The sequence below is a fragment of the Austwickia chelonae NBRC 105200 genome, from assembly GCF_000298175.1.
Classification (GTDB): domain Bacteria; phylum Actinomycetota; class Actinomycetes; order Actinomycetales; family Dermatophilaceae; genus Austwickia; species Austwickia chelonae.
In genome coordinates this window covers 142,175-168,964 of the sequence record NZ_BAGZ01000016.1, presented here as the reverse complement: position 1 = coordinate 168,964, position 26,790 = coordinate 142,175, and the positions used below count along the sequence as shown (strand labels likewise).

Annotated in this window: 24 protein-coding genes; 5 read left to right on the top strand and 19 right to left on the bottom strand. The window is 67.3% G+C overall.

Annotation, left to right across the window (positions count from 1 at the left end; all coding sequences use genetic code 11):
* Positions 1–39: 39 nt before the first annotated feature.
* Genes AUCHE_RS11540 through AUCHE_RS11510 form a run of 7 tightly spaced genes read right to left on the bottom strand, consistent with a single transcriptional unit; the run spans position 40 to position 7,014 of the window.
* Positions 40–1,137, bottom strand: coding sequence for a potassium channel family protein (locus tag AUCHE_RS11540; RefSeq protein WP_006503487.1), 1,098 nt, complete (start codon positions 1,135–1,137; stop codon positions 40–42).
* Positions 1,134–1,496: a cation:proton antiporter gene (locus tag AUCHE_RS11535; protein ID WP_006503486.1), complete on the bottom strand. Its 363-nt coding sequence runs from the start codon at positions 1,494–1,496 to the stop codon at positions 1,134–1,136. Before AUCHE_RS11535 ends, AUCHE_RS11540 begins: the two co-directional genes overlap by 4 nt.
* Positions 1,493–1,753, bottom strand: a complete 261-nt coding sequence (locus AUCHE_RS11530) for a monovalent cation/H+ antiporter complex subunit F (protein ID WP_006503485.1) — start codon at positions 1,751–1,753, stop codon at positions 1,493–1,495. Before AUCHE_RS11530 ends, AUCHE_RS11535 begins: the two co-directional genes overlap by 4 nt.
* Positions 1,750–2,187 (bottom strand): Na+/H+ antiporter subunit E, encoded by a 438-nt coding sequence (locus AUCHE_RS11525; RefSeq protein WP_006503484.1) that lies wholly within the window; start codon positions 2,185–2,187, stop codon positions 1,750–1,752. The genes AUCHE_RS11530 and AUCHE_RS11525 overlap by 4 nt, the downstream gene beginning before the upstream one ends.
* The gene (locus AUCHE_RS11520) at positions 2,184–3,710 is read right to left on the bottom strand and encodes a proton-conducting transporter transmembrane domain-containing protein (protein ID WP_006503483.1); all 1,527 of its coding nucleotides are present in this window, start codon (positions 3,708–3,710) and stop codon (positions 2,184–2,186) included. The genes AUCHE_RS11525 and AUCHE_RS11520 overlap by 4 nt, the downstream gene beginning before the upstream one ends.
* A complete protein-coding gene (locus AUCHE_RS11515; protein ID WP_006503482.1) occupies positions 3,707–4,039 on the bottom strand; it encodes a sodium:proton antiporter in 333 nt (110 codons plus the stop codon). Before AUCHE_RS11515 ends, AUCHE_RS11520 begins: the two co-directional genes overlap by 4 nt.
* On the bottom strand, positions 4,036–7,014 hold the full coding sequence (locus AUCHE_RS11510) for a DUF4040 family protein (RefSeq protein WP_006503481.1): 2,979 nt from the start codon (positions 7,012–7,014) through the stop codon (positions 4,036–4,038). The genes AUCHE_RS11515 and AUCHE_RS11510 overlap by 4 nt, the downstream gene beginning before the upstream one ends.
* A 380-nt stretch (positions 7,015–7,394) precedes the next feature.
* On the opposite strand from AUCHE_RS11510, the gene AUCHE_RS11500 reads away from it, so the two are divergent.
* Positions 7,395–8,063 (top strand): peptidylprolyl isomerase, encoded by a 669-nt coding sequence (locus tag AUCHE_RS11500; RefSeq protein WP_006503479.1) that lies wholly within the window; start codon positions 7,395–7,397, stop codon positions 8,061–8,063.
* 294 nt (positions 8,064–8,357) lie between these two features.
* Positions 8,358–9,185: a 2OG-Fe(II) oxygenase gene (locus AUCHE_RS15840; protein ID WP_052024899.1), complete on the top strand. Its 828-nt coding sequence runs from the start codon at positions 8,358–8,360 to the stop codon at positions 9,183–9,185.
* A gap of 94 nt (positions 9,186–9,279) precedes the next feature.
* Here the strand turns inward: AUCHE_RS15840 and AUCHE_RS11490 are convergent, their stop codons facing one another.
* From AUCHE_RS11490 to AUCHE_RS11470, 5 genes are read right to left on the bottom strand one after another with little or no spacing between them, the layout of a single operon-like run.
* The gene (locus AUCHE_RS11490; RefSeq protein ID WP_006503477.1) at positions 9,280–9,555 is read right to left on the bottom strand and encodes a DUF6457 domain-containing protein; all 276 of its coding nucleotides are present in this window, start codon (positions 9,553–9,555) and stop codon (positions 9,280–9,282) included.
* A 23-nt stretch (positions 9,556–9,578) separates the two neighbouring features.
* A complete protein-coding gene (gene narI / locus AUCHE_RS11485; protein WP_006503476.1) occupies positions 9,579–10,349 on the bottom strand; it encodes a respiratory nitrate reductase subunit gamma in 771 nt (256 codons plus the stop codon).
* The gene (narJ, locus tag AUCHE_RS11480) at positions 10,346–11,068 is read right to left on the bottom strand and encodes a nitrate reductase molybdenum cofactor assembly chaperone (protein WP_006503475.1); all 723 of its coding nucleotides are present in this window, start codon (positions 11,066–11,068) and stop codon (positions 10,346–10,348) included. The genes narI and narJ overlap by 4 nt, the downstream gene beginning before the upstream one ends.
* Positions 11,065–12,714, bottom strand: a complete 1,650-nt coding sequence (gene narH / locus AUCHE_RS11475; protein WP_006503474.1) for a nitrate reductase subunit beta — start codon at positions 12,712–12,714, stop codon at positions 11,065–11,067. Before narH ends, narJ begins: the two co-directional genes overlap by 4 nt.
* Positions 12,715–12,741: 27 nt before the next feature.
* Positions 12,742–16,470 carry a nitrate reductase subunit alpha gene (locus AUCHE_RS11470; RefSeq protein ID WP_006503473.1) on the bottom strand — a complete coding sequence of 1,243 codons (3,729 nt, stop codon included), beginning with the start codon at positions 16,468–16,470 and terminating at the stop codon, positions 12,742–12,744.
* A gap of 246 nt (positions 16,471–16,716) precedes the next feature.
* On the opposite strand from AUCHE_RS11470, the gene AUCHE_RS11465 reads away from it, so the two are divergent.
* Together AUCHE_RS11465 and AUCHE_RS11460 are read left to right on the top strand one after the other, a co-directional pair.
* Positions 16,717–18,111 (top strand): MFS transporter, encoded by a 1,395-nt coding sequence (locus AUCHE_RS11465; protein ID WP_006503472.1) that lies wholly within the window; start codon positions 16,717–16,719, stop codon positions 18,109–18,111.
* Positions 18,108–19,508 carry an MFS transporter gene (locus AUCHE_RS11460; protein WP_006503471.1) on the top strand — a complete coding sequence of 467 codons (1,401 nt, stop codon included), beginning with the start codon at positions 18,108–18,110 and terminating at the stop codon, positions 19,506–19,508. The genes AUCHE_RS11465 and AUCHE_RS11460 overlap by 4 nt, the downstream gene beginning before the upstream one ends.
* Positions 19,509–19,630: 122 nt before the next feature.
* Here the strand turns inward: AUCHE_RS11460 and AUCHE_RS11455 are convergent, their stop codons facing one another.
* From AUCHE_RS11455 to ortA, 6 genes are all read right to left on the bottom strand, one after another.
* Complete coding sequence (locus AUCHE_RS11455) at positions 19,631–20,410, bottom strand: helix-turn-helix transcriptional regulator (protein ID WP_162137254.1); 780 nt, start codon at positions 20,408–20,410, stop codon at positions 19,631–19,633.
* Positions 20,411–20,515: 105 nt separating this feature from the next.
* Positions 20,516–21,685, bottom strand: coding sequence for a MalY/PatB family protein (locus tag AUCHE_RS11450; RefSeq protein ID WP_006503469.1), 1,170 nt, complete (start codon positions 21,683–21,685; stop codon positions 20,516–20,518).
* A gap of 85 nt (positions 21,686–21,770) precedes the next feature.
* Positions 21,771–22,589, bottom strand: a complete 819-nt coding sequence (locus AUCHE_RS11445; RefSeq protein ID WP_006503468.1) for a PIG-L family deacetylase — start codon at positions 22,587–22,589, stop codon at positions 21,771–21,773.
* 78 nt (positions 22,590–22,667) lie between these two features.
* The gene (locus tag AUCHE_RS11440) at positions 22,668–23,183 is read right to left on the bottom strand and encodes a hypothetical protein (RefSeq protein WP_006503467.1); all 516 of its coding nucleotides are present in this window, start codon (positions 23,181–23,183) and stop codon (positions 22,668–22,670) included.
* 9 nt (positions 23,184–23,192) lie between these two features.
* Positions 23,193–24,647 (bottom strand): 2-amino-4-oxopentanoate thiolase subunit OrtB, encoded by a 1,455-nt coding sequence (gene ortB / locus AUCHE_RS11435; RefSeq protein ID WP_006503466.1) that lies wholly within the window; start codon positions 24,645–24,647, stop codon positions 23,193–23,195.
* Positions 24,644–24,961 carry a 2-amino-4-oxopentanoate thiolase subunit OrtA gene (gene ortA, locus AUCHE_RS11430; RefSeq protein ID WP_006503465.1) on the bottom strand — a complete coding sequence of 106 codons (318 nt, stop codon included), beginning with the start codon at positions 24,959–24,961 and terminating at the stop codon, positions 24,644–24,646. Before ortA ends, ortB begins: the two co-directional genes overlap by 4 nt.
* A 224-nt stretch (positions 24,962–25,185) precedes the next feature.
* On the opposite strand from ortA, the gene AUCHE_RS11425 reads away from it, so the two are divergent.
* A complete protein-coding gene (locus AUCHE_RS11425) occupies positions 25,186–26,019 on the top strand; it encodes a phosphatase PAP2 family protein (protein WP_162137253.1) in 834 nt (277 codons plus the stop codon).
* A gap of 90 nt (positions 26,020–26,109) precedes the next feature.
* Here AUCHE_RS11425 and AUCHE_RS11420 read toward each other — a convergent pair whose 3' ends face one another.
* Positions 26,110–26,571 carry a DoxX family protein gene (locus tag AUCHE_RS11420; RefSeq protein WP_006503463.1) on the bottom strand — a complete coding sequence of 154 codons (462 nt, stop codon included), beginning with the start codon at positions 26,569–26,571 and terminating at the stop codon, positions 26,110–26,112.
* Positions 26,572–26,790 lie beyond the last annotated feature (219 nt).

The window sequence follows — 26,790 nt, the reverse complement described above, 5'->3', positions numbered from 1 at the left end:
CTACGACCAGGTGGTATTGGCCACGACCATCCCCGCCTCTCAGTCCTCGTCCTGGGTCGACGTCCGCTCACCGTGCGTCCCCGGACGCGGCGCCCAAGGACGCTCCACCGAGGAACGCACCACGATCAACTTGTCACCACGCTGCACCTGGCCCACCGACGGCTCGAAGTAGTACATCAGCTCACCGTCCCGGACCACCGCGATCACCCGGTCGGCCAACATCGTCGGACGCGAACCGACCTCACTGGCCAGGGCGTCCCGTTGCGCCATCTCGATCCCCTCACCGTGGGTGATCAGATCCTCCAGGACCACACCCAGCTGCGGGGACACCGCCGAACTACCCAACATCCGCCCCGCCGAATCGGCCGAGACGATCACCGAATCCGCGCCGCTCTGCTTCATCAACGCCGCATTGTTGTGATCGCGCACCGCCGCCGCGATGAACACCGACGCATTCATCCGCCGGATCGTCAACGAGATCAGGATGTTCGTGTCATCACGTTCGGTCGCCAGGATCACCCGATCCGCCTTCTCAATGCCCGCCCGCGACAACACCTCACGACGAGTCGCATCCCCGGCCACCACCGCATGACCGTCGGCCAGCGCGTCCAAGCGGGCCTCCTCGCTGGCATCCACCACCACGATCTCGTCCCGACGACGGCCACTGCTGATCAAGGTCGCCGCCGCGCTCCGCCCCTTGATCCCGTAACCGACCAGCACGACGTGGTTGTTCATCCGTTTCCTCCAACGCGAGACACGTAGTTCGTGGCGGCTCTCCGCAGCGAGCACCTCCAAGGTCGTCCCGATCAGCAACACCAGGAAGATGATGCGCGCCGGGGTCACCACGAAGGCATTGATCAGCCGGGCCATGTCCGTCGACGGGGCGATGTCGCCGTAACCGGTGGTGCTCAAGGTCACCGTCACGTAATAGATGGCGTCGCTGAGACTGATCCCGTCGCCGTTGGCATCCCGGTAGCCGTCCCGATCCAGGTAGACCACCAGTACCGTGCCCACCAGGATCGCCAGGGCGGCCCCCAACCGGTGGGCCAGGCGACGCCACGGAGAAACGGCCTTCTGCGGCAGATCCACCCCGCGGGCGACATCGTCGTCGGTGAGGGATAACGGCCTCTCGGTCACCGTGCTGTTTCCTCCGGTTCGACGGCAAGATCCTGCGGCGCGGTGCGGGCATCCACCGGGGCACCCGACAGATATGCGGCGCGCGCCAATACATTACTGGCGACAGAGGATACGACGAGTAAAGCTGCCAGGGTGGCGAGGAGCTTCGCCAGGTCCACCGCGTCGAACCCGACCTGGGCGGTGCGGTGCAGGTACCCGGCGACCACGATCAGGGGCAACCCCAGCCCGGTGGCCGGGCTGAGCACGTTGATCCGGGAGATCGCGTCGCGTTCACGCATCATCGCGATCGCGCTGACCAGGACGAAGAGCGCTCCCAGGATGCTCAGCCCCGGGACCAGCCAGAAGACGACCCCGTTCATCGGCGCCCTCTGGTGATGATGCGGGCCAAGGCGATCGTGGCGAGGATGCCCAGCAGGGAGGCCAACAGCGCGGCGTCGACCACGGCTGCGGAATCACTCAGGATACCCAGCAACACCAGCAGCCCGATCCCGGAGAAGAAGACCAGGTCGCCGACGACGGCCCGGCTGGCGCCGTCGGTGGCAGTCGTCACCCGGTACAGGCCGATGAGGACGGCGGCGCTCAGGATCGCGGCCGCCACCCAGATACCGATGGTCACCGGGACCTCCCTTCGTGGTCGTGACGGCCCTCTCCGACGGAGGCATCGGGCGAGGTAGCAGGACGTTCGCCGGGAGCGGGCAGCGGCGCGGGAACATCCCGGCCACGGGTGGCGCGGAGCAGACGGGTCTCCATGTCACGCAGTTCGGTCAGTACTGCTTCGCGTCCCCCGGAGAACAGGGCGTGCACGAAAAGGGTCGGCGGGATGTCGCCCAGACCGGCTGCCGTGCCCACGACCAGGGTGCCCGGTGTGATCGTGATCGAGGACGCCAAGGCGGTCACCTCGAAGTCCGAACGGCAACGCAGAGGGAATTCCACGATCGCCGGTGAGGAGAGCGTCCGGGGCGACAGCGCGGCCCGGGCGACCTGCCACGAACCGGCGAAGACCTCACGGACCAGGAAACACAGGTAGCTGAGGGCATACCAGAGCCTCATCGCAGGACCTCCGCCACGTAGAGCCGGATGTCGGCCAGCCCGGACGCGGCGTCCTGCGCCACCGGGAAGAGCCAGCCCGCAGCGAGGAAGATCCCCACCGACAGGGCCGTCATGAACACGCCGGGGGCTGCCAACCTGGCCGGGACACGATGCCCCGCAGGTACGGGGACCAGTTCTCCCCGCCCGGTGCGTTGATCGTCGGGACGGTACTGCTCCATCGGTTTCCCCCAGAAGACGTCGTCCCAGAGCCGTTGCAGGGCCAGCAGGGACGCCAAGGAGGCCAGCACGACCACCGCGATGACCGTCCAGGCCAGCAGGGGTTCCCGGTCGGTGGCGCCCGCCACGGATCGCACGATCCCGATCTTCCCCCACATCCCGGAGGTCGGTGGCAGCCCGACCAGGGAGAACAGCCCGATCACCATGGCTCCGGCGACCACCGGGTCGCGGTGCAGGAGCCCGTTCAACCGGTCGTACCGGCCGCTGCCGTAGGTGTGTTCGATCGCCCCGGCGCTCATCAACAGCGCCGACATGGTCACGACGTGGTGGGCCAGGTAGAACAGGCCTGCCGCGAGGGAAGCCGTCGACATGACGACCAGGCCGATGAGGATGTGCCCCACCCCGGCGACCATCTGAAAGGCCAGCGCCGAGCGGATTCGCCGCTCACCGATGGTCGAGACCGACCCGACGACCACGGTCACCAGCACCACGGCGGCGAAGACCCACATCCATGGCGCCGGGCGACCCCCGTAGGTCACCGAGTAGATCCGGTAGAGGGCGTACAGGGCGACCTTGGTGTGCAGTCCGCTGAAGAGCACCATCACCCCGGCGGAGGTCGCCGGGTAGGCGCGTGGCAGCCAACCGTGCACCGGCACCACACCGCCCTTGATGGACAGGGCGAGCAGCACCACCGCGACGGCAGCGCCGATCCGGGGGTCCTGACCGGCCCGTCCGGCCAGCGCAGCCAGGTTCGCGGTTCCACCGACGCCGTACACGAGGCCCACACCCATCAACAGGAAAGTACTGGTGACCAGGTTGACCAGGATGAACAGCCGGGCGATGCCGAGCCGTCGCCAACTGCCGCTCACCGCGATCAGGGCGTACGAGGGCAGCAGCATCACTTCGATGAAGACGAACAGGTTGAACAGGTCCGCGGTCAGCAGGGCGCCGTTCACCCCGCCGCCGAGCATCAGGGCCAACGCGGGGACGAAGCGGTAACGGTCCTCCCCGGTCGAGATCAGGAACCAGCAGCTCGCCGCCGTGGACACCCCGGTGATCACGAGCATCGCCGCAGCGAGGGTGTCCGAGACGAACGGGATGGCGATGCCGGCGACATAGCCGCCGACGCCGTGCGCGATCACCGGGACGGAACGGTGCTCCACGATCAGGGCCAGCCCACCGGCAGCGGTGGCGAGGGGCACCCCGACCATCAGGACACGCTCCCACCACATCTGCCGCCAGAGCACGGTCAGCGCGGCGGCGGCGAGCGGGACCGCCACGAAGAGCGGCAGTGCAGCTGCGGTCATGAGTCGTGGGTCTCTCCGGTCGAGGGCATGAGATGGGTGTCGTCGTTGTGCCCCAGGACGGCGAGCATCAGCATGATCACGGTGACGGCCAGGGTGATCACGATGGCCGTCAGGACGAAGGCCTGGGGGAGCGGGTCGGCCATCGCCGACAGTTCGGTCCGGTCGGACAGCGGCTCTCCTCGCCAGGCGGGGACCCCGGCGGTGAGGAGCACGAAGTTGCCGGCGTGGCTGAGCAGGCCGATGCCGAAGACGGCGCGCACCATGCTCCGCTGCAACACCAGGTAGGTGCCTCCGGCGGCCAGGACGGCCACGGTCAACGCGAGGATCATCGTCCGACCTCCTTGGGTTGGCGTCCGGTGGCCAGATGTTCGGTGCCGACGCCGACGCGTCGCCCGGACGGCGCGGTCTCGCCGCGCACCGTGTCGAGCGGGCCGCTCAGCTCGCCCTCGACGGCTTCGTCGACCCGCTCCCGGGTGTCTTCGCCGCCGTCGTGATCGGTGCTCGCGTCGGAAGTGCCCAGCAGGTTGAAGGCCACCATGACCAGGCCCAGGACAGCTGCGTAGACGCCGACGTCGAAGAGCATCGACGAGGTGAGGTGGGCGGTTCCGAGGTGCCCGGACAGCGGGTCCAGGAAGGAACCTTCGGCGACGAGCCCCCAGACGCCGGTCGTCACGGCGACGAGGATCCCCCCGCCGATCAGGCGCAGCGGGAGCCGCGGGCGGCCCAGCTGTCGGTCGCGCGAGGTCGACAGATAGGCCAGCCCGATGGTGGCCGATCCGACGAGGGCGGCGATGAAACCACCGCCGGGCGCATTGTGGCCGCGCACGAAGATCAGCAGGGAGAGCAGCACCAGCAGCGGGGTGACCAGACGCAGCATCAGCTGCATGGGCAGCACATTGCTCCAGGCCTCGGTGATCGCCCGGTGGGCGGTCGTCCCCGGGGCGCGCAGCTGGGGAAGTGGTTCGTCCTGCTCGGTTCCCCGCGAGGGGCGCTTCGCCGGGTCGGGGTCCAGGTGCCGGTCGCGCACGGTGGAGAGCACCGCGACCAGGACGACCCCGGCCATCCCCAGCACGGAGAGCTCGCCGAGGGTGTCCAGGGCCCGGAACTCCACGAGGATGACGTTGACGATATTGGTCCCGCCGGACAGGTCGAGGGTTTCGCGTTGGAAGTAGCCGGCGACGTCACCGTGTTCCCGCCGCCCGTTGAGGACGAAGGTGGCCGCCCCGGCGGCGAGCCCGACCCCGAGGGCCAGCCCTACGGCGAGACGGCGCTGCCGGGGCGGGTGCTCACCGAAGTTCAACGGCAGTTTCTGCAACACCAACATCATCATCACGACGGTGAGTGTTTCGACGAGCAGCTGGGTGAGGGTCACGTCGGGCGCGCCCAGAGCGAGGATCTGCACGGTGCACAGGGCGCCCACCGCGGACAGGGAGACCACGGCGGCGAGCCGACTGGTGGCCCGGCAGACCCCGATCACCGCGGCGGTGATGAGCACGGCGAGCAGGATGTCGACCGGGCGGGTGCTGCCGGCGGGGTTCGGCGGCAAACCGACGGCGTCGGTGGCGGCGACGAGGGCGGGCAGGGTGACGGCGACGAAGGCGGCGAACAGCAGCGCCACGTGACGGGACGGGTAGTCGACGGCGAGTGGCCGCGACCAGGCCTCGCCCAGCCGGGTGAGCCCGCGGGTGAGGGCGTTGACCGCGGCGGGCCCGTCCCAGGGGAGGCTGGGCCGTTCGAGGCGCGGCCACAGCGCGCGCCGGGTGGCCACGACGATTCCGCCCAGGGCGAAGATCAGCAGGGTTGCGCCGAGTTCGGCGGTGATCCCGTGCCACAGGGACAGGTGCACGTCTCCGCCGGCGCCGGGGAGGGCGGCGTCGACGGCGCGGCCGACGGGGGTGTCGAGCAGCCCTACGGCGGCGCCGAGGGGGAGGCCGGCCAGGATGGGGAGCGCTGCGGGCACGAGCAGGCTCTTCTCGACGGCTTCGACGGGCCGGTCTCCTCGGCCGTCGACGAATCCACCGAAGACGATCTTCGTGCAGTAGGCGAAGGTGAGCACGCTGGAGGCGACGGCGGCGCCCATCGCGACCGGTCCGGTCCAGGACGGTCCGGGGGCGGAGAGCAGCCCGGTCAGCAGGCTTTCTTTGGAGGCGAAGCCGAGCATGGGGGGGATGCCGGCCATGCTGGCGCAGCCGAGCACGGTGACGGCGAAGGAGACGGGCATGGCCCGGTAGAGCTGGGGGAGCCGACGCAGGTCGCGGGTGTGGGTGGCGTGGTCGACGACACCGACCATCATGAAGAGTCCGGATTTGAACAGGGCGTGGGCGATGGTGTGCAGGACGGCCGCGGCGACGGCTGCGGCGGTGCCGACGCCGATGGTGGCGACGAGCAGGCCGAGTTGGCTCACCGTGGAGTAGGCCATGAGTTTTTTCAGGTCGGTCTGTTGCAGGGCGAACCAGGCTCCGAGTGCCGCGGTGGTCAGTCCCAGGCTGATCAGCAGGATGTTCCAGGTCGGGACGTGGTGGAAGGCGGGGGTGAAGCGCAGCAGGAGGAAGACGCCGGCTTTGACCACGGCGGCGGCGTGTAGGTAGGCGCTGACCGGGGTGATCGCGGCCATGGCGTCGGGCAGCCAGATGTGGAAGGGGAACTGGGCTGATTTGGTGAATCCGGCGATGGCGACGAGGGCGGCGACGGTGGCCGCGAAGGCCGGGTCGTCGTGCCAGACGGTGTGGGAGAGCGCTGCGGAGAGCGACCCGGTGCGGGTGCGGTGGGCGATCAGGGTGAGGGCGACGAGCAGGGCCAGTCCGCCGGTGAAGGTGATGAACAGGGTGCGCATGGAGGCTTGTTCACCGGCGTGTCCGGAGCGGGCGATGAGGAGGAAGGAGGCGATGCTGGTGAGTTCCCAGCAGAGGAAGAACCAGATCAGGTCGTCGGCGAGGACGAGGCCGAGCATGGCCAGGGTGAAGAGGGTCATGACCAGGTAGAAGCTGGTCTGTGGGCCTGGTCCGAGGTAGCGGGTGGAGTAGGCGAAGACGACGGCTCCGATGAGGAGCGCGATGAGGGCGAAGACGATGCCCAGGCCGTCTGCTCGCAGGGAGATCTCCACGCCGAGGGCGGGTACCCAGGAGGCCCGCCAGGTGGGGTTCGTGCCCTTCATGACGGCGGTCACCGCGGGCCAGAGGGTTGCGGTGGCGATGAGGTAGAGGCCGGCCAGGGGCCATCCTGCAGCGCGTCCGAGGCGGGCGCAGGCCGCGGGCGCGATGAGGACGGCCACGGCGAGCGTGAGCAGCGTCCACACCAAGGGCATGCGGGGTCCTTCCGGGTCGTCGGTCGTGACATGGGTTACGGGGTGGGCGGCGGTGACCCGGGGTCTGGAACGGGCGAGCGGCCCTTCGTGCGTGCAGGTTTTACGACGGTGTCCGTCGTGGCGTGCTGCTTTTTCAGCGTACCGGCCGGCCTTGCTGACCTGGGCCTGTGCGGAGTCGGCGGAGGGCGGATGTTCTCGTTCGTGCCGGTACGGGCTCTGTCCGGCGGAGTTGTTCCAGGAGCTGGGTGGGTTGTTATCCGGCTCGTGGACTTCGCCGGTCTCATGGCGGTGGTCTTTCGGGCCGGCACGGTCGCGGTGGGCGGGGTGCAGGAGGCGTGGTCTAGGGCTTTTCCCAGGGTTGGCCGGTTAATGTGGCGCATATGACCGTTCGACTTGCCCGCCTGGGAATCCTGATGTGTCTGCCGCTGGCTCTGGTCTCGTGTGCGGATTCGTCCTCGCCGTCGAAGCCCGCGTCGAGTTCCTCTGCCGGGTCAGGAGGTGCGACGGCCTGCCCGGCGGAGGACGGTTCGTCGGCGAAGAAGACCACGTTCGAGTCGGCTCCGTCGATGTGTATCGACACGGGGCGGACGTATACGGCGACGGTGTCGACCGATGTGGGCGATTTCGAGGTGGCTCTGGATGCGAAGAAGGCACCGAAGACGGTGAACAACTTCGTGGTGTTGGCGCGGTACCACTTCTACGACGGGGTCGATTTCCACCGGGTGTTGCCGTCCTTCGTGGTGCAGGGTGGAGATCCGGAGGGGACGGGCCGGGGCGGGCCCGGGTACAAGTTCGCTGATGAGCTTCCTGAGGCGGGTGCTTATGAGATCGGTTCGTTCGCGATGGCCAATGCGGGACCGAATACGAACGGCAGTCAGTTCTTCGTGGTGACCGGTCCTCGTGGGGCGAGTCTGCCTCCGCTGTACACCCTTTTCGGCAAGGTCACGTCCGGGATGGACGTGGTGCAGAAGATCGAGAAGGACGGTTCGGAGTCGGGGACGCCGACGAAGAAGCACAAGATGACGAAGGTGACGATCACGGAGAAGTGACCGTCGGCGGTCTGTGGTCGGGCTCGGGCGTCGGGTGGGGCGTCCGGGCCCTTCGTGGTCTTCCGGTGGCGGGGTCGGGTCCGGGGGTGGCTCGGAGGGGCGACGAACGGTCGCCGGGAACCGGATATGCCTGTTTTCAACCTTTTGTTCGGTCGGTCTTCGCGGAGGGTCGCATCACTCACCGGGATCGGTAATATCGCGAATAACTTTTAGCCTCAGTAAGTTTCATGGACTTACCGGCTGTCGCCGTGGCGTCACGCACCAGTGCGCCCCAGCGAGATGGGGGAGACGACCGTGACGGAGATCACCGGTGCCGGTTACAACATCCAGCTACCGGACGAAACGGCCTGTGCCCACTGGCGGGAGAGCTTCCTCTCCGCCGACCCGTGGCCCCATCTCGTCCTCGACGACCTGGTTCCCAGGGAACTCGCCCTGGAGGCCTACGCCCAGGAGTGCCGACGCATCCACCGGCTGACCCGCCTCGCCGGACGTGGCAGCCGAAAGTCATCCGCCACCGCCGGTTTCGGCCCAGCCGCCGCCCAGATCCTCCAAGCCCTCGACAGCCCGGCCATGGTGTCCTTCCTCGAAGGGCTCACCGGCATCCCCGAGCTGGAGCACGACCCCGGACGCACCTGGGCCGGACTGCACGTCAACCTCCCCGGCGACTACCACTGGCTGCACCGCGACTTCATCCGACATCCCACCGACGGGCGCTGGCATCGGGTCACCGTGATCGTCTACCTCAACCCCAGCTGGCCCACCGACTACGGCGGACAACTCGAACTGTGGGGACCTTCCTCCGACACCCCCGCAGCGGTGGTCCCCCCGGTCGCGCCGACCGCAGTGGTCTTCGAGAACAGCTCCGACGCCATCCACGGCCTCCCCGAACCGATCACCTGCCCCGACGGCCTGGCCCGCCTGTCACTGACCGCCTACTACTACACCCGGGAAGCTCCCCCTCGGCGCGACCGCTACCACCCGCTGATCCGGCGCCCCCGCCGCCCGCAGGACCCGTTCCGCCAAGGACACGCCCCGCTCTCGGAGATCGTCGAAGGTCTCGACCTGCGCGCCAAGGACCTGACCCACGCCCTCCACCGTCGCCGGTGCGCCCCGGAACCCTGACCTCTCCCGGGTGAAGCACCCGGGAGAAGCACCCGGGAGGACACCAGGACGGGCCCCGAGGATCACCCCGGGGCCCGCCTCTCGTCCACGCGATTCAGGCCGTGACCTGGTCCACCGCATCACGACGGGTCGTCGACTCGATCAGCGACTTCAGCGCCGCCGGATCCGCCGACCCACCGTGCACACCCATGGCCAGACCCAACATGAACGAACCCACAGGAGCCATCGGACGCTCCAGATCGTGCGCAATGGTCTTCGTGAGGTCGTGGATGGCGTGGATGTTCACCAGACCCGCATCGATCCCCAAGAGCGCCGAGGTCTCCTCGACCCAGGCCTGCCAGCGGGCTTCCGTCTTGTTCAGGTCGTTCACGCTCTGTTCCTTCCCCATCGAGATCAACGCTGCCGAAGTTCCGGCCGGGACTCCCAGCCACGACGCGGAGCCTGGGTGCCCACGCCGGTGCCCGGGCGACGGTCGGCCGAGCGGTACACCACGTACGGACGGGTCAGATAACCCACCGGTGCGGAGAAGACATGCACCAAACGGGTGAACGGCCACAAGGCGAAGAGCAGACAGGCCACCAGGGTGTGCAACTGGAAACCGAGCGGAGCCTGCGCCATCAGATCGGCATCCGGCCGGAAGGTCAGGAACTGGCGGTACCAGACGGAGACCCCGTCCCGGTAGTTGTAGTGCTCCGGCAGAACCGCCGGATTGTTGATGCCAGGAGCATGCCAGCCGAGCGTATTGGCCAGACCCAGCAGGATCGTCACCGCCAGGAAGACGTACATGACCTTGTCCATCGGCGTGGTCGCCGAGAACACCGGCCCGGTGACCCGGCGGCGGTAGATCAGGATCGCCAGACCACCCAGGGTGAGGAAACCGGCCAGCAGACCGACCGACACCGCCAGGAAGTGGTAGATCTCCTGGCTGATCCCGACCGCTTCGGTCCACGACTTGGGGATCAGCAGACCCATCACGTGGCCGAGCACCACGAACAGGATGCCGAAGTGGAACATCGGCGACCCCCAACGCAACAACCGGTCTTCGTACAACTGGCTGCTACGCGTCGTCCAACCGAACTGGTCGTACTTGTAACGCCAGAAATGACCGACCACGAAAACGGTCAGACAGACATAGGGGAAGACCACCCACAGCAGGGTGTTCATGAGCGGGCTCCTTCAGGGGCGGGCAGATCGGTCCAATTCAGGTCGTCCGCCGGGTGCGGGTTCAGACGGGGGTCGATCTCGTACGGGGCCAGACCGACATCCTCGGTGGGCGGCCCCTCGGCGACGAGCTTGGCCACGGCCTCCTGCTCCTCACCGTCCAACGGGGGAAGGGTCGCACAGACCGCGACCACCGCGTCGGCCCACCGCGACCCGGCGTCGAGCAGAGCCAGACGCAGCACCTCCACGCCCGCCCGGTGGTTCAACACCAGGGAGAGCGCAGCCTGCAGATCGACGGTGGCCCCGAACTCGAGCACGACCGCGAGATGATCGGGCAGCTCGGCATCCGCATCGGACAACTCGACCCCGGCATGCCGGTAGGCCTGCTTGAACTGCACCAGGGCCACGCCTCGCTTACGGGTGTCACCATAGGCGAAGTAGGTCAGATACGGCGCGCACCGGCGGGTGTAGTCGAACGTGGCGACATAGTCACGGCGGATCCGCTCCACATCACCACCGGCGAGCTCGGCGACGAGCCGACGCAGCGGCTCCTGCACCACCGGCGGCAGCTGACCGATCACCTCGGTGAGCACCGGCAGATGACCGAGCATCTGATCATCGGGATAACCGATCAGCACCGAAGCACACTGCCAGGTGGCCCTGATCTGCTCCTCGGTCATCGGCAGGGTCCCGCTCTTACGGCGGCGTAAGGCCAATCTCATCGTCGATCACCGACCGCGTCACCAGGTGGGAAGATCCCCTCGGGCATGCCCTTGCCGTCCCAGTTCAACAGGTTGATCCGGCCCTTCCCGGTAGGGGTGGTCGCATCGGAGGTCTGCCGGGCCTGCAACATGCGGAAGTTCTCCACCGCGATCGGCTCGACCGTGCCGGAACCCTCGCCGAAGACACCCTGCGGTCCGGTCTCGTAAGCCGCCACGTCACACGTCGTGGCGAGCTCCTCCAAGCTGTGCGCCTGCTCGGCGTGCGCCGACGGGATGACATACCGGTCGTCGTACTTGGCCAGCGCCAACAGACGGAACATCTCGTACATGTCCTCCTCGGACATGCCCACCGCAGCCGGGATCTCCGGGTTCGGGTCACGGCCCAGGTTGATATCCCGCATGTACGACCGCATCGCGGCCAACTTACGCAGCACGGCGTCGACCGGCGCCACGTCACCGGCGGTGAACAAGTTCGCCAGATATTCGACCGGGATCCGCAACGCCTCGATCGCGGCGAACAGGTTCTCACTGTCCTCGGCGTCGAAACCGGTCTCCCGGATGACGTCGACCACCGGCGACAACGGCGGGATGTACCAGACCATCGGCATCGTCCGGTACTCCGGATGCAGCGGCAAAGCCACCTTGTAGTCGTTGATCAGCTTGTAGATCGGCGACTTCTGCGCCGCGACGATCCAGTCACCGGGAATCCCGGCCCGCTCGGCCTCGGCGACGACCCTCGGATCGTGCGGGTCCAGGAGCACCTTCCGCTGAGCCTCGTAGAGCTCCTGCTCGGGGGCGCTCGCCGCGTCCAGCACGGCGTCGGCGTCGTAGAACACCAGACCGATGTACCGCAGCCGGCCCACACAGGTCTCCGCGCACACCGTGGGGATGCCGACCTCGATGCGCGGGAAACAGAAGGTGCACTTCTCGGCCTTGCCGGTCTTGTGGTTGAAGTAGACCTTCTTGTACGGACACCCGGTGATGCACATGCGCCAGCCCCGGCACTTGTCCTGGTCGACCAGGACGATGCCGTCCTCGGTGCGCTTGTAGATCGCACCGGACGGGCAGGACGCGGCACAGCTCGGGTTGAGGCAGTGTTCGCAGATCCGCGGCAGGTAGAACATGAAGGTCTTCTCGAATTCGAAAGCGACCTTGTCGGCGATGCCCTTGAGCATCACGTCCTTGTGCGCGGTCTCCTTCGACCCGCCCAGGTCGTCGTCCCAGTTCGCCGACCAGGAGATGTTCATCGGCTTGCCCGAGATCAACGAGTGCGGGCGCGCCACCGGGAAATGCTTCTGCGCCGGAGCGTTCAGCAGCGTCTCGTAGTCGTAGGTCCACGGCTCGTAGTAGTCGTCGATCGAGGGCATCTTCGGGTTGGAGAAGATGCTCATCAGCTTCTTCCACCGGCCGCCGGCCTTCAGCTTCAGGCGCCCGTTCTTCCCGAGCTCCCAGCCGCCCTTCCACTCCTCCTGGTCCTCGTACCTGCGGGGGTACCCCAGACCCGGGCGGGTCTCGACGTTGTTGAACCAGACGTACTCCGTGCCGGTCCGGTTGGTCCACGCCTGTTTGCAGGTGACCGAACAGGTGTGACACCCGATGCATTTGTCGAGGTTCATCACCATCGCCATCTGGGCCATGATGCGCATGACTGTTGCCTCTCCTCGTTCTGGGTGTCAGTACTGCACGTTCTGCGAACGCTTACGGATCATCGTGACCTCGTCCCGGTTGTTCCCGGTCGGGCCGATGTAGTTGAAGAAGTACGCGAGCTGGGCGTACCCACCGATGATGTGCGTGGGCTTGACCATGATCCGCGTCATCGAGTTGTGGATGCCGCCCCGGCGACCGTTGTGCTCGGTCAGGGGGACGTCGATCAACCGGTCCTGGGCGTGCGGCATGTACACGGTGCCCTCGGGCATCCGGTGGGTGACCACGGCACGCGCGGCGACCACACCGTTGCGGTTGACCGCCTCGATCCAGTCGTTGTCACGGATGCCGATCTTGTCGGCGTCCTTGTCGCTCATCCAGATCGACTGGCCGCCGCGACCCAGGGACAGCATGAACAGGTTGTCCTGGTACTCGGAGTGGATCGACCACTTGTTGTGCGGGGTCAGGTAACGCACCGAGACGGCGACACCCTGGCCACCCTCCTGGTCGACCTCACCCAGGGCGCGCTCGCCGAAGAGCTGGGTCATGTTCAGCGGCGGACGGTAGGTCGGCAGCCCCTCTCCCATCTTCTGCATCCAGTCGTGGTCGACGTAGAACTGCATCCGACCGGTCAGGGTGTGGAAGGGCTTGAGCCGTTCGATGTTGATGGTGAACGGGCTGTACCGGCGTCCGCCGGTCTCCGAACCGGACCATTCGGGGGAGGTGATCACCGGGACCGGAGCATTGACCGTGTCGGCGAAGGTGATCATCTTGCCCTCGTTCTCGGCGGCGAGGTCGTGCATCACGTTGCCGCAACGCTTCTCCTGGGTCTTGAAACCCTGGGTGGCGAAGTGGCCGTTGGTGGTGCCCGAGAGGGCCATGATCGTCTCGGCGACGTTCACCGAGCTGTCCAGCCGGGGCTGTCCTTCGGCGATCCCGCCGCGGACGACGCCGTTCTTGTGGCGCAGGTAGTCGACCTCGCGCCGGACGTCGTAGGTGATGCCCTTGGTGGTGTTGCCCAGCTTCTCGAAGAGAGGTCCGACGCTGGTCATCTTGGCGTAGGTCTGGCTGTAGTCGCGTTCGACGACGGCCAGCACCGGCATGGTCTTACCGGGGATCGGTTCGCATTCTCCGGCTTTCCAGTCCTTGACGACGCCGTGCACGTCGGCCATCGCCTCGGGGGTGTCATGCCACAGCGGTTTGGCGACGAGGTCCTTGCGGACGCCCAGGTGGTCCGCGGCCAGCTCGGAGAACACCTTCGAGATCTCCACGAAGGCGTCCCAGTCCGTCTTGGACTGCCACGGCGGGGCGATCGCCGGGTTGAAGCTGTGGATGAAGGGGTGCATGTCGGTGGTGTTGATGTCGTTCTTCTCGTACCAGGTGGCGGCCGGGAGGACGACGTCGGAAAGGATCGTCGAGCTGGTCATGCGGAAGTCGATCGTCATGAGCAGGTCGAGCTTGCCCTCGGGTGCCTGCTCCCGCCAGACGACCTCCTTGGGGCGCTGGTCGGGGCTGGCCTCCTCGGCGTTGACGCCGTGGTCGGTGCCCAGCAGGTGACGCAGGAAGTACTCGTCGCCCTTCGCGGAGGAGCCGAAGAGGTTGGCCCGCCACATCATCAGCACGCGAGGCCAGTTCTCCTCGGCGTCGGGGTCCTCGGCGGCGAAGCGGAGGTCACCCTTCTTCAGCTGGTCGACGACGTAGTCCTTGGGTTCCATGCCGGCGGCCTGGGCCTCGTCGCAGAGGGTCAACGGGTTGCGGTTGAGGGTCGGGTAGCTGGGTAGCCAGCCGGAGCGGGCGGACTGGGCGACGAGGTCGGCCACGGTGCGTCCGCCGAAGTCGTCGAGGCCTGCGGTGACATCTGCGGCCGAGTAGGTGTCGTACCGGTACTGGCTGGTGTGCATGTACCAGTAGGCGGTCTGGGCCATGTGTCGCGGCGGGCGGTGCCAGTCGAGGCTGAACGCGGTGTGCTGGAACCCGGAGAGCGGACGGATCTTCTCCTGGCCGACGTAGTGCGCCCAGCCGCCGCCGTTGCGTCCCTGGCAGCCGGTGATCGTGGTGAGGACCAGCATGGCCCGGTAGATGAGGTCGGAGTGGTACCAGTGGTTGGTCCCGGCTCCCATCAGGATCATGGAACGTCCGTGGGAGTCGACCGCGTTCTGGGCGAATTCGCGGGCGATCCGGGCCACGGCTGCTGCGGGGACGGTGGTGATGTCCTCCTGCCAGGCCGGGGTGTACGGGGCCTCGGCGTCCTCGTAGCCGGTGGGCCAGGTGCCGGGGAGCCCTTCGCGGGCGACGCCGTACTGGGCGAGCATGAGGTCGAAGACCGTGGTGACCAGGCGGGAGCCCACCTGCCGGGCGGGCACTCCGCGGGGCAGGTCGGCGACCTTGCCGTCGAGGGCGTCGAAGCGGGGCAGGCGTACCTCGACGGCTTCGACGTCGGGTGCGCCGTGGAGGCTCAACCGCGGGCGGGTCTCGCCCAGGTCGAGGTTCCATTTGCCCATGCCTTCTTCGCCGAAGCGGTCTCCGAGGGTGCCGTGGGGGATGACGACCTGGTCGGTGACGGCATCGATCAGGGCGGGTTTCCACATGGCGTTCTCGGAGGAGGCCTGTTCCGGAAGAACATCGGAAAGATCCCCCGCAACAATGAATTTGCCTGGAACGTAGGCGCCTTCATCATTCTTTTCCAGGGCGACCAGGAAGGGGAGATCGGTGTAGGTGGTGCAGTAGTCGGTGAAGAATTCGACAGGCTTGTCGACGAAGAATTCCTTCAGGATGACGTGTCCCATCGCCATCGCCAGGGCGGCGTCGGTGCCGGGGGCGACCGCGAGCCATTCGTCGGCGAATTTCACGTTCTCCGCATAGTCGGGGCTCATGACGACGACTTTCTGGCCGCGATAACGGGCCTCGGTCATCCAATGGGCGTCCGGGGTGCGGGTCAGCGGGACATTCGATCCCCACATGATGAGATAGCCCGCATCCCACCAGTCGCCGGCCTCGGGGACGTCGGTCTGGTCGCCGAACATCTGCGGGCTGGCCATCGGGAGGTCGGCGTACCAGTCGTAGAACGAGAGCATGGCTCCGCCGATGAGTTCGGTGAACCGGGCACCGGAGGCGTAGCTGACCATCGACATGGCCGGGATCGGTGAGAAGCCGGCGATCCGGTCCGGTCCCCAGCGTTTGATCGTGTAGACATTCGCCGCGGCGACGATCTCCACCGCCTCGGCCCAGGACGCCCTGACCAGGCCGCCCTTGCCTCGTGCCGACTTGTAGGCCAGGACCTTCTCGGGGTCTTGCATGATCGAGGCCCAGGCGAGCACCGGGTCGCCGTACTGCTTCTTGGCCGCCCGGTACATGTCGAGCAGTACTCCGCGCACGTACGGGTAGCGCACGCGCGTGGGGGAGTAGGTGTACCAGGAGAAGGCGGCGCCGCGGGGGCAGCCGCGGGGCTCGTACTCCGGCCGGTCGGCACCGGTGGAGGGGTAGTCGGTCTGCTGGGCCTCCCAGGTGATGATGCCGTCCTTGACGTACACCTTCCAGGAACAGGACCCGGTGCAGTTCACACCGTGGGTGGAACGCACGACCTTGTCATGGCTCCACCGGTCGCGGTAGAAGCTGTCGCCGGAGCGGCCGCCGATCTTCTCCATCGTGCGTCCGTCGGGCGAAACCTGGGCTTTCGAGAAGAATTTCCGGGTCGAGACGAGGGCTTCCGTCAAGGGGCCGTCGAGGCCAGTCCCGTGATTCCCGGCCTGCGTGCTCATGCCTGCTCCTGAAAGGTCGTCCGTGTCTGCGGTCTAAGGTCCCGCAATCGTCACCAATTTGAAGGACTAAAGCTATTGAACCATGATGCCGGGGCAACTGGCTCACTTCAGGGTCTCAGATCGGCTCAGGCGCACGAAAACCCAGCTCATGACGAGTTTGAGCGGTCATGAAGCCGGTCATCTTTCAGTTCACGGGCAAGCGGTGATACCGTAAACCGTTCCTTTTATTAGCCCGTCAGGAGCGTCATGAGCACGTCGCCACAAGCGGCCTCCGACTCCGCGGTTGCGGAGCAAACTGCCACAACAAAACCGCAGGAGCGGCTGCCAAAGGGCGCCAATGCCGTTCTCGTGATGTCCACCATCTCCTTCACGGTGATGTTCGCCGTCTGGCTTATGTTCGGCATTCTGGGTGTGCCCATCCAGAAAGAACTCCAACTTTCCGACGTCGAGCTGTCCTGGGTCACCGCCGTCGCCGTCCTCAACGGCTCGATGTGGCGACTCCCCGCAGGGATGTTGACCGACCGGATCGGTGGACGCAAGGTCACCATCGCCATGCTGGCGGCCACCGCCGTCCCGGCCTACCTGGTCTCCCTGACCCACAGCTACGCGATGCTGTTGGTGCTGGCCTTCCTCGTCGGCTTCGCCGGGAACCTCTTCTCGGTCGGCATCGCCTGGAACGCCGCCTGGTTCACCCGCGAACGGCAGGGCTTCGCGCTCGGCGTCTTCGGCGCAGGCAACGTCGGTGCCTCCGTCACCAAGTTCATCGGCCCTCCGCTGATCGCCGGAACCGCGGGAGCCACCTACCTGGGCGTCTTCCAGGGCGGATGGCGGATCGTCCCGGTCATCTACGCCGTCCTGCTCGTGGTGCTCGCGGTGGCCACCCTGCTGCTCACCCCTCGCCAGGACCGGATGTCCGGAGCGAGCAAGCCGATCGGCGAGATGCTCGAACCGCTCAAGCACGTCCGCGTCTGGCGGTTCAGCCTGTACTACGTCGCCGTGTTCGGGGCCTACGTGGCCCTGTCCGCCTGGCTGCCGAAGTACTACATCGACAACTTCAACACCGACCTGTCGACCGCGGCACTCCTGACCGCGCTCTTCATCTTCCCCGCATCCCTGCTCCGCCCCGTGGGCGGATGGATGTCCGACCGGTGGGGGGCGCGCAAGGTCATGTATCTGACCTTTGCCGTGATGCTGGTCAGCTCAGGCATCCTGATGATGCCGAATGGTCACCTCGTCATCACCCATGCCGACGGTCACCACAGTGAGCATCTTGCTTACACCAACTCCATCATTCCGTTCACCGTGCTGGTCTTCCTGCTCGGCTGCGCGATGGGGATCGGAAAGGCCGCCGTCTACAAGCACATCCCTGAGTACTACCCCGACAACGTCGGTTCGGTGGGTGGACTCGTGGGCATGCTCGGCGGTCTGGGCGGGTTCTTCCTGCCCCCGCTGTTCGCGTACACGAAGCAGTGGTCCGGTTTCCCCACGAGTACTTTCTTCGTGCTCTTCGTCCTTACCCTGGTGTGCGCCGTGTGGATGCACATCACGATCGTACGGATGCACGAGAAGCACAGCCCTCACCTGGCTCGCGAGATCGACGACCACACAGTTCACCCCACCCCTAGCGAGGAAAAGTCATGACAACCCCGGCGCAACACTCCCGCGTCAGCGGTGAATGGTTGGGCGACTGGGATCCCGAGGACGAATACTCCTGGGATTCCGGGCTCGCGTGGCGAACCCTGTGGATCACCACGTTCTGCCTGACCCTTTGTTTCGTTGCCTGGTTCCTTCCCAGCGCCATCGTGCCCAAGCTGAACGCCCTGGGATACTCCTTCTCCAAGGAACAGCTGTACTGGATGGCCGCCATGCCAGGCCTCGCCGGTGGTCTGCTCCGCATCATCTGGATGGTCCTGCCCCCGATGATCGGCACCCGCAAGATGGTCGCCGCCACCACGCTCATGCTCGTCTTCCCCACCGTCGGCTGGGGAGTCCGCGTGATGAGCCCCACCGCCCCCTACTGGGAGCTCATGATCCTGGCCTTCCTGGCCGGCATCGGCGGCGCAGCCTTCTCCGGGTTCATGCCCTCCACGTCGTACTTCTTCCCCAAGCGTCTCTCCGGAACCGCACTGGGTCTCCAGGCCGGTATCGGTAACTTCGGTGTCTCCCTGGTGCAGCTCGTCGTCCCGATCCTCGTCGGGATGGGCTGGCTCGGCGTCATCGGCGGATCCCAGCAGATGAAGGTCCCCGGCAAGGCCAGCGAGACCGTCTGGTACCAGAACGGAGCCTTCTTCTGGATCCCGTTCATGATCTGTGGCGTGGTCCTGGCCTGGATGATGCTGAAGTCGGTGCCGATCAAGGCGAACGTCAGCCAGCAGTTCGACATCTTCAGCAACAGCGACACCTGGTGGATGACCCTGCTGTACATCATGACCTTCGGTACCTTCTCGGGCCTGTCCGCCCAGTTCGGTCTGCTGATGGCCGAGCTCTACGGCACGGGGAACGCCGCGATCGTCTCCGGTAGCGGAGTCACCGCCAAGGTGCTCGTCGAAGGCTATGCCGTGCCCGACCCGGTCAAGTACGTCTTCCTCGGCCCGCTCGTCGGCGCCGGTGCGCGTGTGCTCTTCTCCCCGCTCACCGACAAGATGGGCGGTGCGCTGTGGACGGTGATCTCCGGAATCGGGCTGGTCGCCTCCATCGCCTTCACCATGACGGCGCTCACCCCCGACACCTCGTCGGCTGCCGCGCTGCAGGGTGGATTCGACAACTTCCTGTGGGGAATGCTCGCGATCTTCCTGTTCTCCGGAATCGGTAACGCCTCCACCTTCAAGCAGATGCCGATGATCTTCGAGAAGCGCCAGGCCGGTGGCGTCATCGGTTGGACCAGTGCCGTGGCCGCCTTCGGCCCCTTCCTCTTCGGAATGGGTCTGTCGCTGCTCGGCGCGTACACCTTCTTCCTCGGCTGCCTCGTCTTCTCGGTGGTCTGCATCGTGATCACCTGGATGCGCTACGCCCGCCCGGGCGCACCCCGCCCCAGCTGACCAGGCTTACCTGTCACCCACACGAAGAGGGGTGCCGCGCAGTTCACTGCGCGGCACCCCTCTTTCGTCGTCCCGACCCGTGGCCGTCTGTGCCCGGCACCGAGCACAGAGCCGAAGAAGAATCAGCCGGCAGCCTTGTCCAGGGCCGGCGACGGGGTCGACTCGGACACCAGACTCAACTGGGGCGCGGACGTCCCGTCGAACGTCGGATCGGGAAGCTCGGTGATCGTCACCGTCAGATCGGCCTGGCAGGTGTCATCGGTCACCCACGGGGACAGCTCGACCTGCACATTGGACACGCCCAAACGGTCGAAGGTGCCCCGGATCAGCCCGAGATGGGCTGCGCAGACGACCTCGGGATGCGCCAGGGCGGCCTCCCTCATCGGGCAGTGCTGCAAGAACATCCGGTGACAGCCCGGAGACGGGGTCTCCAAGGTGACGGTCTCGCGGCGGTATCCCCATCGGGCCAGGACATCGACGACCTCACGGACCGGAAGCACCCGTCGACTCGTCTGCGAGACCTGAGCCTCGCTCTCCGAGACATGTCGTCGAGCCCAGGCCTCCCCGGCCATCTCCGACGCCCGTGCGCGCTCGGCGGCGCCACCGGGAAGTGCCTCGGCGAGCACCTCGGCGAGCATCACGTAGGCGGCCTCGTTGACCGGGATGCTTTCCGGTGCGAGCGTGTACACCTTCCGCGGCCGCCCCACCGTGTCACGGCGCTCACGCTCGGAGTTCAACACCCCGGCCTGTTCCAACTGGTCGAGATGGAAACGCACCGTGGTGACGTGCAGACCCAGCATCCTGCCGAGGTCGGCAGCAGCTAGGCGTCCAGGGGCATCGCGGACGAAATCGACGATACGTCGGCGCACCTGAGAAGAAAGAAGCTCATCCCGCGTTGTCATGGTCATGGGCACCCCCGCTCGATTCGTGAAGTCCACTTTATTCGGTCGGGGGTGCCAACCCAAGCGTTTCGCTGTTTCCTAAGATGTTCTGGGGTAACAGTGCCCTCACCGACTTCCCACTGCTCCTCCCAGGCGGGAGACGAACTCCTCCAAAATATCTCGTGAGGTGCCGAAATTGAGCCGGGCGTGATGCTGTCCTCCCGGTCCGAATGCCGGACCGGGGTTGAGGAAGACCTTCGCCCTCTCCAGGAGCCACGCCGACGGGTCGGCCCCGCCCAGGGCCGCCACCCCGGAGAAGTCCAGCCAGGCCAGGAAGGTCGCCTGCGGCGGGGCCCACCGCAGACCGGGCACCACCTCGGGCAGCGTGCGAGCGAGATGGTCCCGGTTGCCCGCCAGGAAGACCAGCAGCTCGTCCAACCACTCCGCGCCGTCCCGGTAGGCGGCGACCGAAGCCTCCACCCCCAGAGTGGACACCCCCTCGTAGCGCATCCGGTGCACCTGCGACCACCGTCGGGCGTCCGCGTCATTGCTCAACACCACCTGGGCACATTTCAGTCCCGGCGTGTTGAAACCCTTCGAACTGGCCAGGACGGTCACCGTCACCTCGGCCGCGGCACGGCTGACCGACGCCGTCGGGATGTGGCGGCGCCCGTACACCAGCGGGGCGTGGATCTCGTCGGAGACGACCCGGGCGCCGTACCGGGCGGCCAGCTCGCAGACCTCGGCCAGATGCCAGGCCGGGAAGACCGCACCCAGCGGGTTGTACGGATTGCACAGGATGATGCCGCCCGCCCCGGCGGCGAAAGCAGCCTCGATCGCGGCCAGGTCGAACCGATGGGCGGTGCCGCCGTCCGGGCAGTCCTCCACCAGCATCGAGGTGAAGACGCCGCGGCGTCCGCAGACGTCCAGGACGTCGAAGAACGGCATATAGGCCGGGACGGGGAGCACGATCGGCGAGCCAGGCGTGGTGAAGTGGTCGATCGCCGCCCGCACCCCGACGAGGACGTCCGGGACGGCGTGGACCAGACCCGGGTCGACCTGCCAGGCGTACCGGCGGGCGCACCAGTCGGCCGTGGCCTCGGCCAGCCGGGAGTCGCCCGACGGGTAGCCGTAGGTCTGGCGCCCGACGGCCGAGGCGATCGCGTCCTGCACCGCCGGGCAGGTCCGGATGTCCATCTCCGCCACCCACAACGGGAGGACGTCCGGGGCGTACCGGGTCCACTTCAAGGTGTTGCGGGCCCGCATCTCGTCAGGGGTGAGGGTGATGATCGCCATGAGCCACTGTGGACCGTCGTGGAGGAGATCTGCACGGACGTCTCTGTCCTCGGCCACACGGCGTCGAGGACGAGCCCGCGGCGGGTCAGGCAGGGAGATCGTCGAGGAACCAGGTGGTCACCGGGCCGGTCCGCTCCGGACGGCGTCCGGCTTCCAGGTACCACTCGAAGCCGAAGGCCTCCCGAAAATGCTCCTCGGGGATGCGCAACATCATCCCGACGTCGCTGGTCTGGCTGGCATGGCAGGCCAGCGAAGCCCGTTTCACCGCGATGAGATCCCGGCCGTCCACGCAGTACCGGATCGCATTCTGCGGGGACCCGATCGGGCGGCCGTCGTCCCCCGGCGCGTCCGGATTCCACTCCAAGGCCTTCCCCGGCCCCAAGCTTCGGGTGGCCACGAACAGCCTGCGCAGATGGTCACGGTTCATCGTCGACTCCAACAACCGCGGGCGACGGGCCGCCAGCGCGGCCGCCCGATGCGCCACCAGGTGGGACTTCACATGATCCGGATGCCCGTATCCGCCGTGGTCGTCGTAGGTGACCAGGACGTCGGCGTCCTCCTCGTCCAGGATCGCGGCCAGTCGTCCGGCCGCCTCGTCCAGATCGGCGGCGTGCAGACAGTCCGTCGACTCGTTCTGCGCCCACCCGGTCATCCCCGAGTCGGCGTAACCCAGCCAGGCGACCCGGTGGGTGCCGATCACCTGCGCGGACCGTTCGGCCTCGCCACGACGGTAGGCCACCACGGACATGCCCTCGGGCAGGTCGGCCGCCACCTCGCCGTGGTCACCGTTGGTGGCGAAGACGACGACGACACGGTGTCCCTCGGCCACGGCGCGGGCCATCGTCAACGACGTCTGGCTGGCTTCGTCGTCCGGGTGGGCGTGCAGGAAGATCAAGGTGCTCACGACCGCCGATGATGACAGCACCACCCGGGGCGGGGCGGGTCTGTCCAGCATCGGTCACCCGACCAGGACGACCAGCGGTCAGCGGCCCGCCGTCGGGGCCCGGGTCGTCCCGCGGACGTCGAGCAGCCGGCGCAGGACCGCGCCGTACGCCGCCCGTCCGACGGCACCGGTCATCGGGTCGGCGCAGCGGGGCACCCCTGTCACCGTCAACGTCTGGGTCCAGGTCACCGTCGACCCCGAACCGTAGGGGCCGGTCTCGTACGGGGCCACCGTCGCCTCGATCCAGCCGTGCACCCACCGCCCCTGTTTCACGACGACCGCCCGGCCGGGGGACGTCCGGCCCCCCGATCCGACCGGTGGTTCCCAGCGGACGACCTCCATCGGATCGTCGAGGACGAACGGTCCCCACCCGGTGCGGGCCACGAAACGGGCGCCGACCTCGAGGGCCTGCGCGCACTCGTGCGGTGCCGCCACCGCCCGCCCCCGGATCCGTGTCCACGGGATGATCCGGTCGTGGGCTCGCAGATCCCAGAGGGCGTTCCACGCCTGTTCGGGGGTGAGGGTGCTGTGCACCTCCAGTCGGAGATCGGCCATCGTGGCAGGTTAGACGGTCGAGTCCGGCAGCGCGACACCCAGGTCGGTGAGGGCGTCCCGGACGAAGGTCTCGTCGGTGCGGGTCTCCGCCACCAGGTAGTCCACGTCGTCGCTGGTCACCCGGTCGACCCCGACATGGCGCACCGCATTGCGGATGTACGAGGTGCGCATCCGGCGCAGGTCCGCGTACCGGGCCTCGATCCGGCCGGGATGATCCGGCAGGACGATCGACTGCCCGGGGATCTCGTCGGCGGGGTCGCCCACGGTCACCTCGACGCCCATGTCCCGGGCGAAGGCCAACTGCGCCAGCGGGTGTTTGCCCGCTCCGGTGTACTCGGTCTCCTGCACGACGACGACCTCGTCGCGGGGCCGCGTCCTGGCCAGGGCGAAGGCCGCCACCAGGGAGGTGTTCCCGGCCGGTCCGCGTTCCATGCCCTCGAGCTGGGCCAGCAGCTCGGTCATCGCGAACACTTCGCCCTGTTTCACCAGCAGGTATTCGTCCATGTACCGCAGGGGGCGGGCCGCGCTGCGTGGCACATCGGAATGGTCGGGGTCGGTCGCGTAGGGCATGCCGAAGCCGGTGTGTCCGGTGGTGAACGACTTCCGGTTGAAATCACGGTCGGAGGCCATCGACAGGCCGTGCAGGTCGACCGAGGCGCCGTACACCCGGGTGTCGGCCCCGGTCAGTGCGAGACCGCGGGCCGTCCCGGTGAGATTGCCGCCACCGGCGTTCGTCGCGATGACGAACTCCGGGGCCTTGCCGATGGCTTCGCGGCACTGCTCGACGATCTCCACGCCCAGGGGTTCGACCCCGGCGATGCCGTAGGCCGAGTAGAGGCTGGCGTTGAAATAGCCGGTCTCCTCCAGGGCCAGCAGGTAGCTGTAGAAGAGTTCGGGCCCGACGGACAGTTGCAGCACCTCGGCGCCCAGCGCCTCGCACTTGCGCATCTTCTCCAGGATCTCCGGCTGTCCCACCCGGTCGGAGTCGTAGCACTCCTGCGCGATCAGGCAGCCCAGACCGGCCATCGCGGCCTGGCTGGCGACCGCGGCTCCGTAGTTCCCGGAGGTGGCTGCCGCGACTCCCCGGTAGCCCAGTTCGCGGGCCTGCACGATCGACATCGATGCCCGGCGGTCCTTGTAGGAGCCCGACGGGTTGCACTGTTCGTCCTTGACGAAGATCCGCGCGCCTAGGCCGTCGTCGGTGCACCGCCTGGCCAGTTCGGTCAGCTGGCGCATCTCCAGCAGGGGGGTGTTGCCGACCCCGACCCGCAGTTGGGCCTCGCGGACCTGGTCGACCGTGTATCCGACGTCGGCCATCAGCGCGGTGTAGTCGAAAGCGACGGAACCGGATTCGTAGCGGGCGTAGTCGACTCCGAGGGCGGCGCGCATGATGTCGCCGTTGCGGGCCATCACGGCCTCGTAGGAGCGGTCCTGGGTGGGGCGGGTGGGTTCCCGGTCGGTCATCGGTTCTCCTCGGAGGCGGGTGAGGCGAGGATGCGGCGGGCCTGCGCGCCGACCTGTTGCAGTTCGGGCAGATAGGTCGATCCGAATCCGTGGTCGTAGCCGGGGTTCACCGCGACCAGTTCCCCGGTGAGTCGCCGTCCCAGCACGGTCTCGATCTCGACCTGTTCCCCCAGTTCCGCGTCGGATCGCAGATAGCCCTTCGACCAGGACCGGAAGGGGACGGCGCGGGTGTCGTCGGGGAGTTTCCCGGTGCGTCGCCCCGGTTCCAGGACGATCTGGTGGATCTGTACCCAGTCGCCGGCGCGTGCGGTCATCGGCTTCTCCTCGGTCTTCGTCGTCCAGGTGCCTTTCTCACGCTAACGCCGGGATCGTCTCGGTAGGTGGTGTTTCGGGGAGAGCCGCGGGATGTCGGCGAGTGTTCGGGGTTGCGCGGCGGGGGCGCTGGTTCAGCTGGTGTGCGGCTGACGGACAGCGAGCATGTCGGAGATGTGCAGTGAATCCACAGGGAATGTACGGTTCGGCGGACGATCATGGGGGGATGCCACCGGAATCGCAGAAGTCGCCCACCGATCTCGATGTCCCGGAGGGTGCGGGTGGGGGGCGACATGTGCGTCGGTCGGTGGACGTGCGCCGGTTGGTCGCCCGTCTGTCGCGGCTGACCTCGTTGAGTGGTGAGTGGGTGCTCTTCCTGTTGATGCTCGCTGCGGGATTGGTGGTGATGGCGTCGGCGACGTGGGCTGCCGGGGAGATCTACGAGTCGGTGCACGACCGCAGCGGGCTGGCCGCGGTGGACCGGCCGGTGTTGGACCGGATGGTGCAGTGGCGTCAGCCGTGGCTCGATTCGGTGATGACGGCGTTCACCACGATCGGGGGGACGGTGGTGTTGCCGATCATCACGTCGGTGGTGGTGCTTTTCCTGGCGTGGCGGTGGCGGTCGTGGTTGCCGGTGGCTCTGACGGTCTTCGCGGCGTCGGGGTCGGTGGCGATGACGGTGATCGGGAAGCAGACGGTGGGGCGGGTCCGGCCGGCGCACGAGTTCGCGGTGCCTCCGTTCGAGGTGTCGCCGTCGTTCCCGAGCGGGCATTCGCTGAATGCGGTGGTGGTCGTCGGGGTGTTGGTGTATCTGCTGATGGTGCGGGAGCGCCGGTTGGCTCGTCGTCGGACGTTGTTGCTCTTCCTGGCGGTCTATTCGGTGTGTATGGGGTTGTCGCGGGTGTATCTGGGGCATCACTGGTTGACGGATGTGTTGACGGGGTGGCTGCTGGGTGGGGCCTGGTTGGTGTTCGTGGTGATGACGCATCGTTTCGTGGCGACCCTGGAGCGTGCTCGTCGTCGTCGGGAGGCGCACGGGGTGGTGGATTCCCCGGCGTGACGTCCGGTTCTCTCCCGAGGTGGTTGCGGGCCGGGTGCGCGGACGGGCCGGACGGTGTGTTCCGTCCGGCCCGTCCGCGGTGCTTGTGGGTCAGCTGCTCTTCTTGGTGAGGGCTCGCTGCAGGGGTGTGTCGAGGCTGTAGCGGCCGGGTCCGACGGCGGCGATGACGAGTGCGGCCAGGCCGAGCGCGGCGACGAGTTCCCAGCCGCCTTGCTGGGCGAAGATCGTGGTGCCGCGGTGGGCGAACCAGAAGGCTCCGGCGAGGATGAGGGCGATGCTGCCGCCGGCGAGGGTGGTGAGCAGGCCGAGGACGAGGAGGATCCCGCCGATGAGTTCGACTCCGCCGGTCAGGGCGGCGGAGATCGAGGGGAGGGGGACGCCGAGTTTGGTGAATCCGGCGGTGGTGGGGCCGAGCCCGTTGGTGACCAGTTTCTGCCAGCCGTGGGCGATCATGATGGTGCCCAGGACGATTCGGGCGACGAGCAGGATGAGGTGTTGGACGTTGGCGGGTACGGCGGTCGGGCCGGGTCCGGTGGGGGTGTTCTCGGGCATGGAGGGGCTCCTTCGGTCACGTAGTCATTGGATGATCAATCACTTAACTATGTGACATGTCCCTTTGTTCCCGGGATGGCGGACAGTACGGACATATCTCCCGGAAGGCTTGGCCCCGAACCCCTCTGCGGGCATCGCCTCGACGGACCCGCCTGGACGTCGACGACCCACGGCGTCACCCAGGAACGAGAGGGCCGGTCCGCCGACAGCGGTACGGGC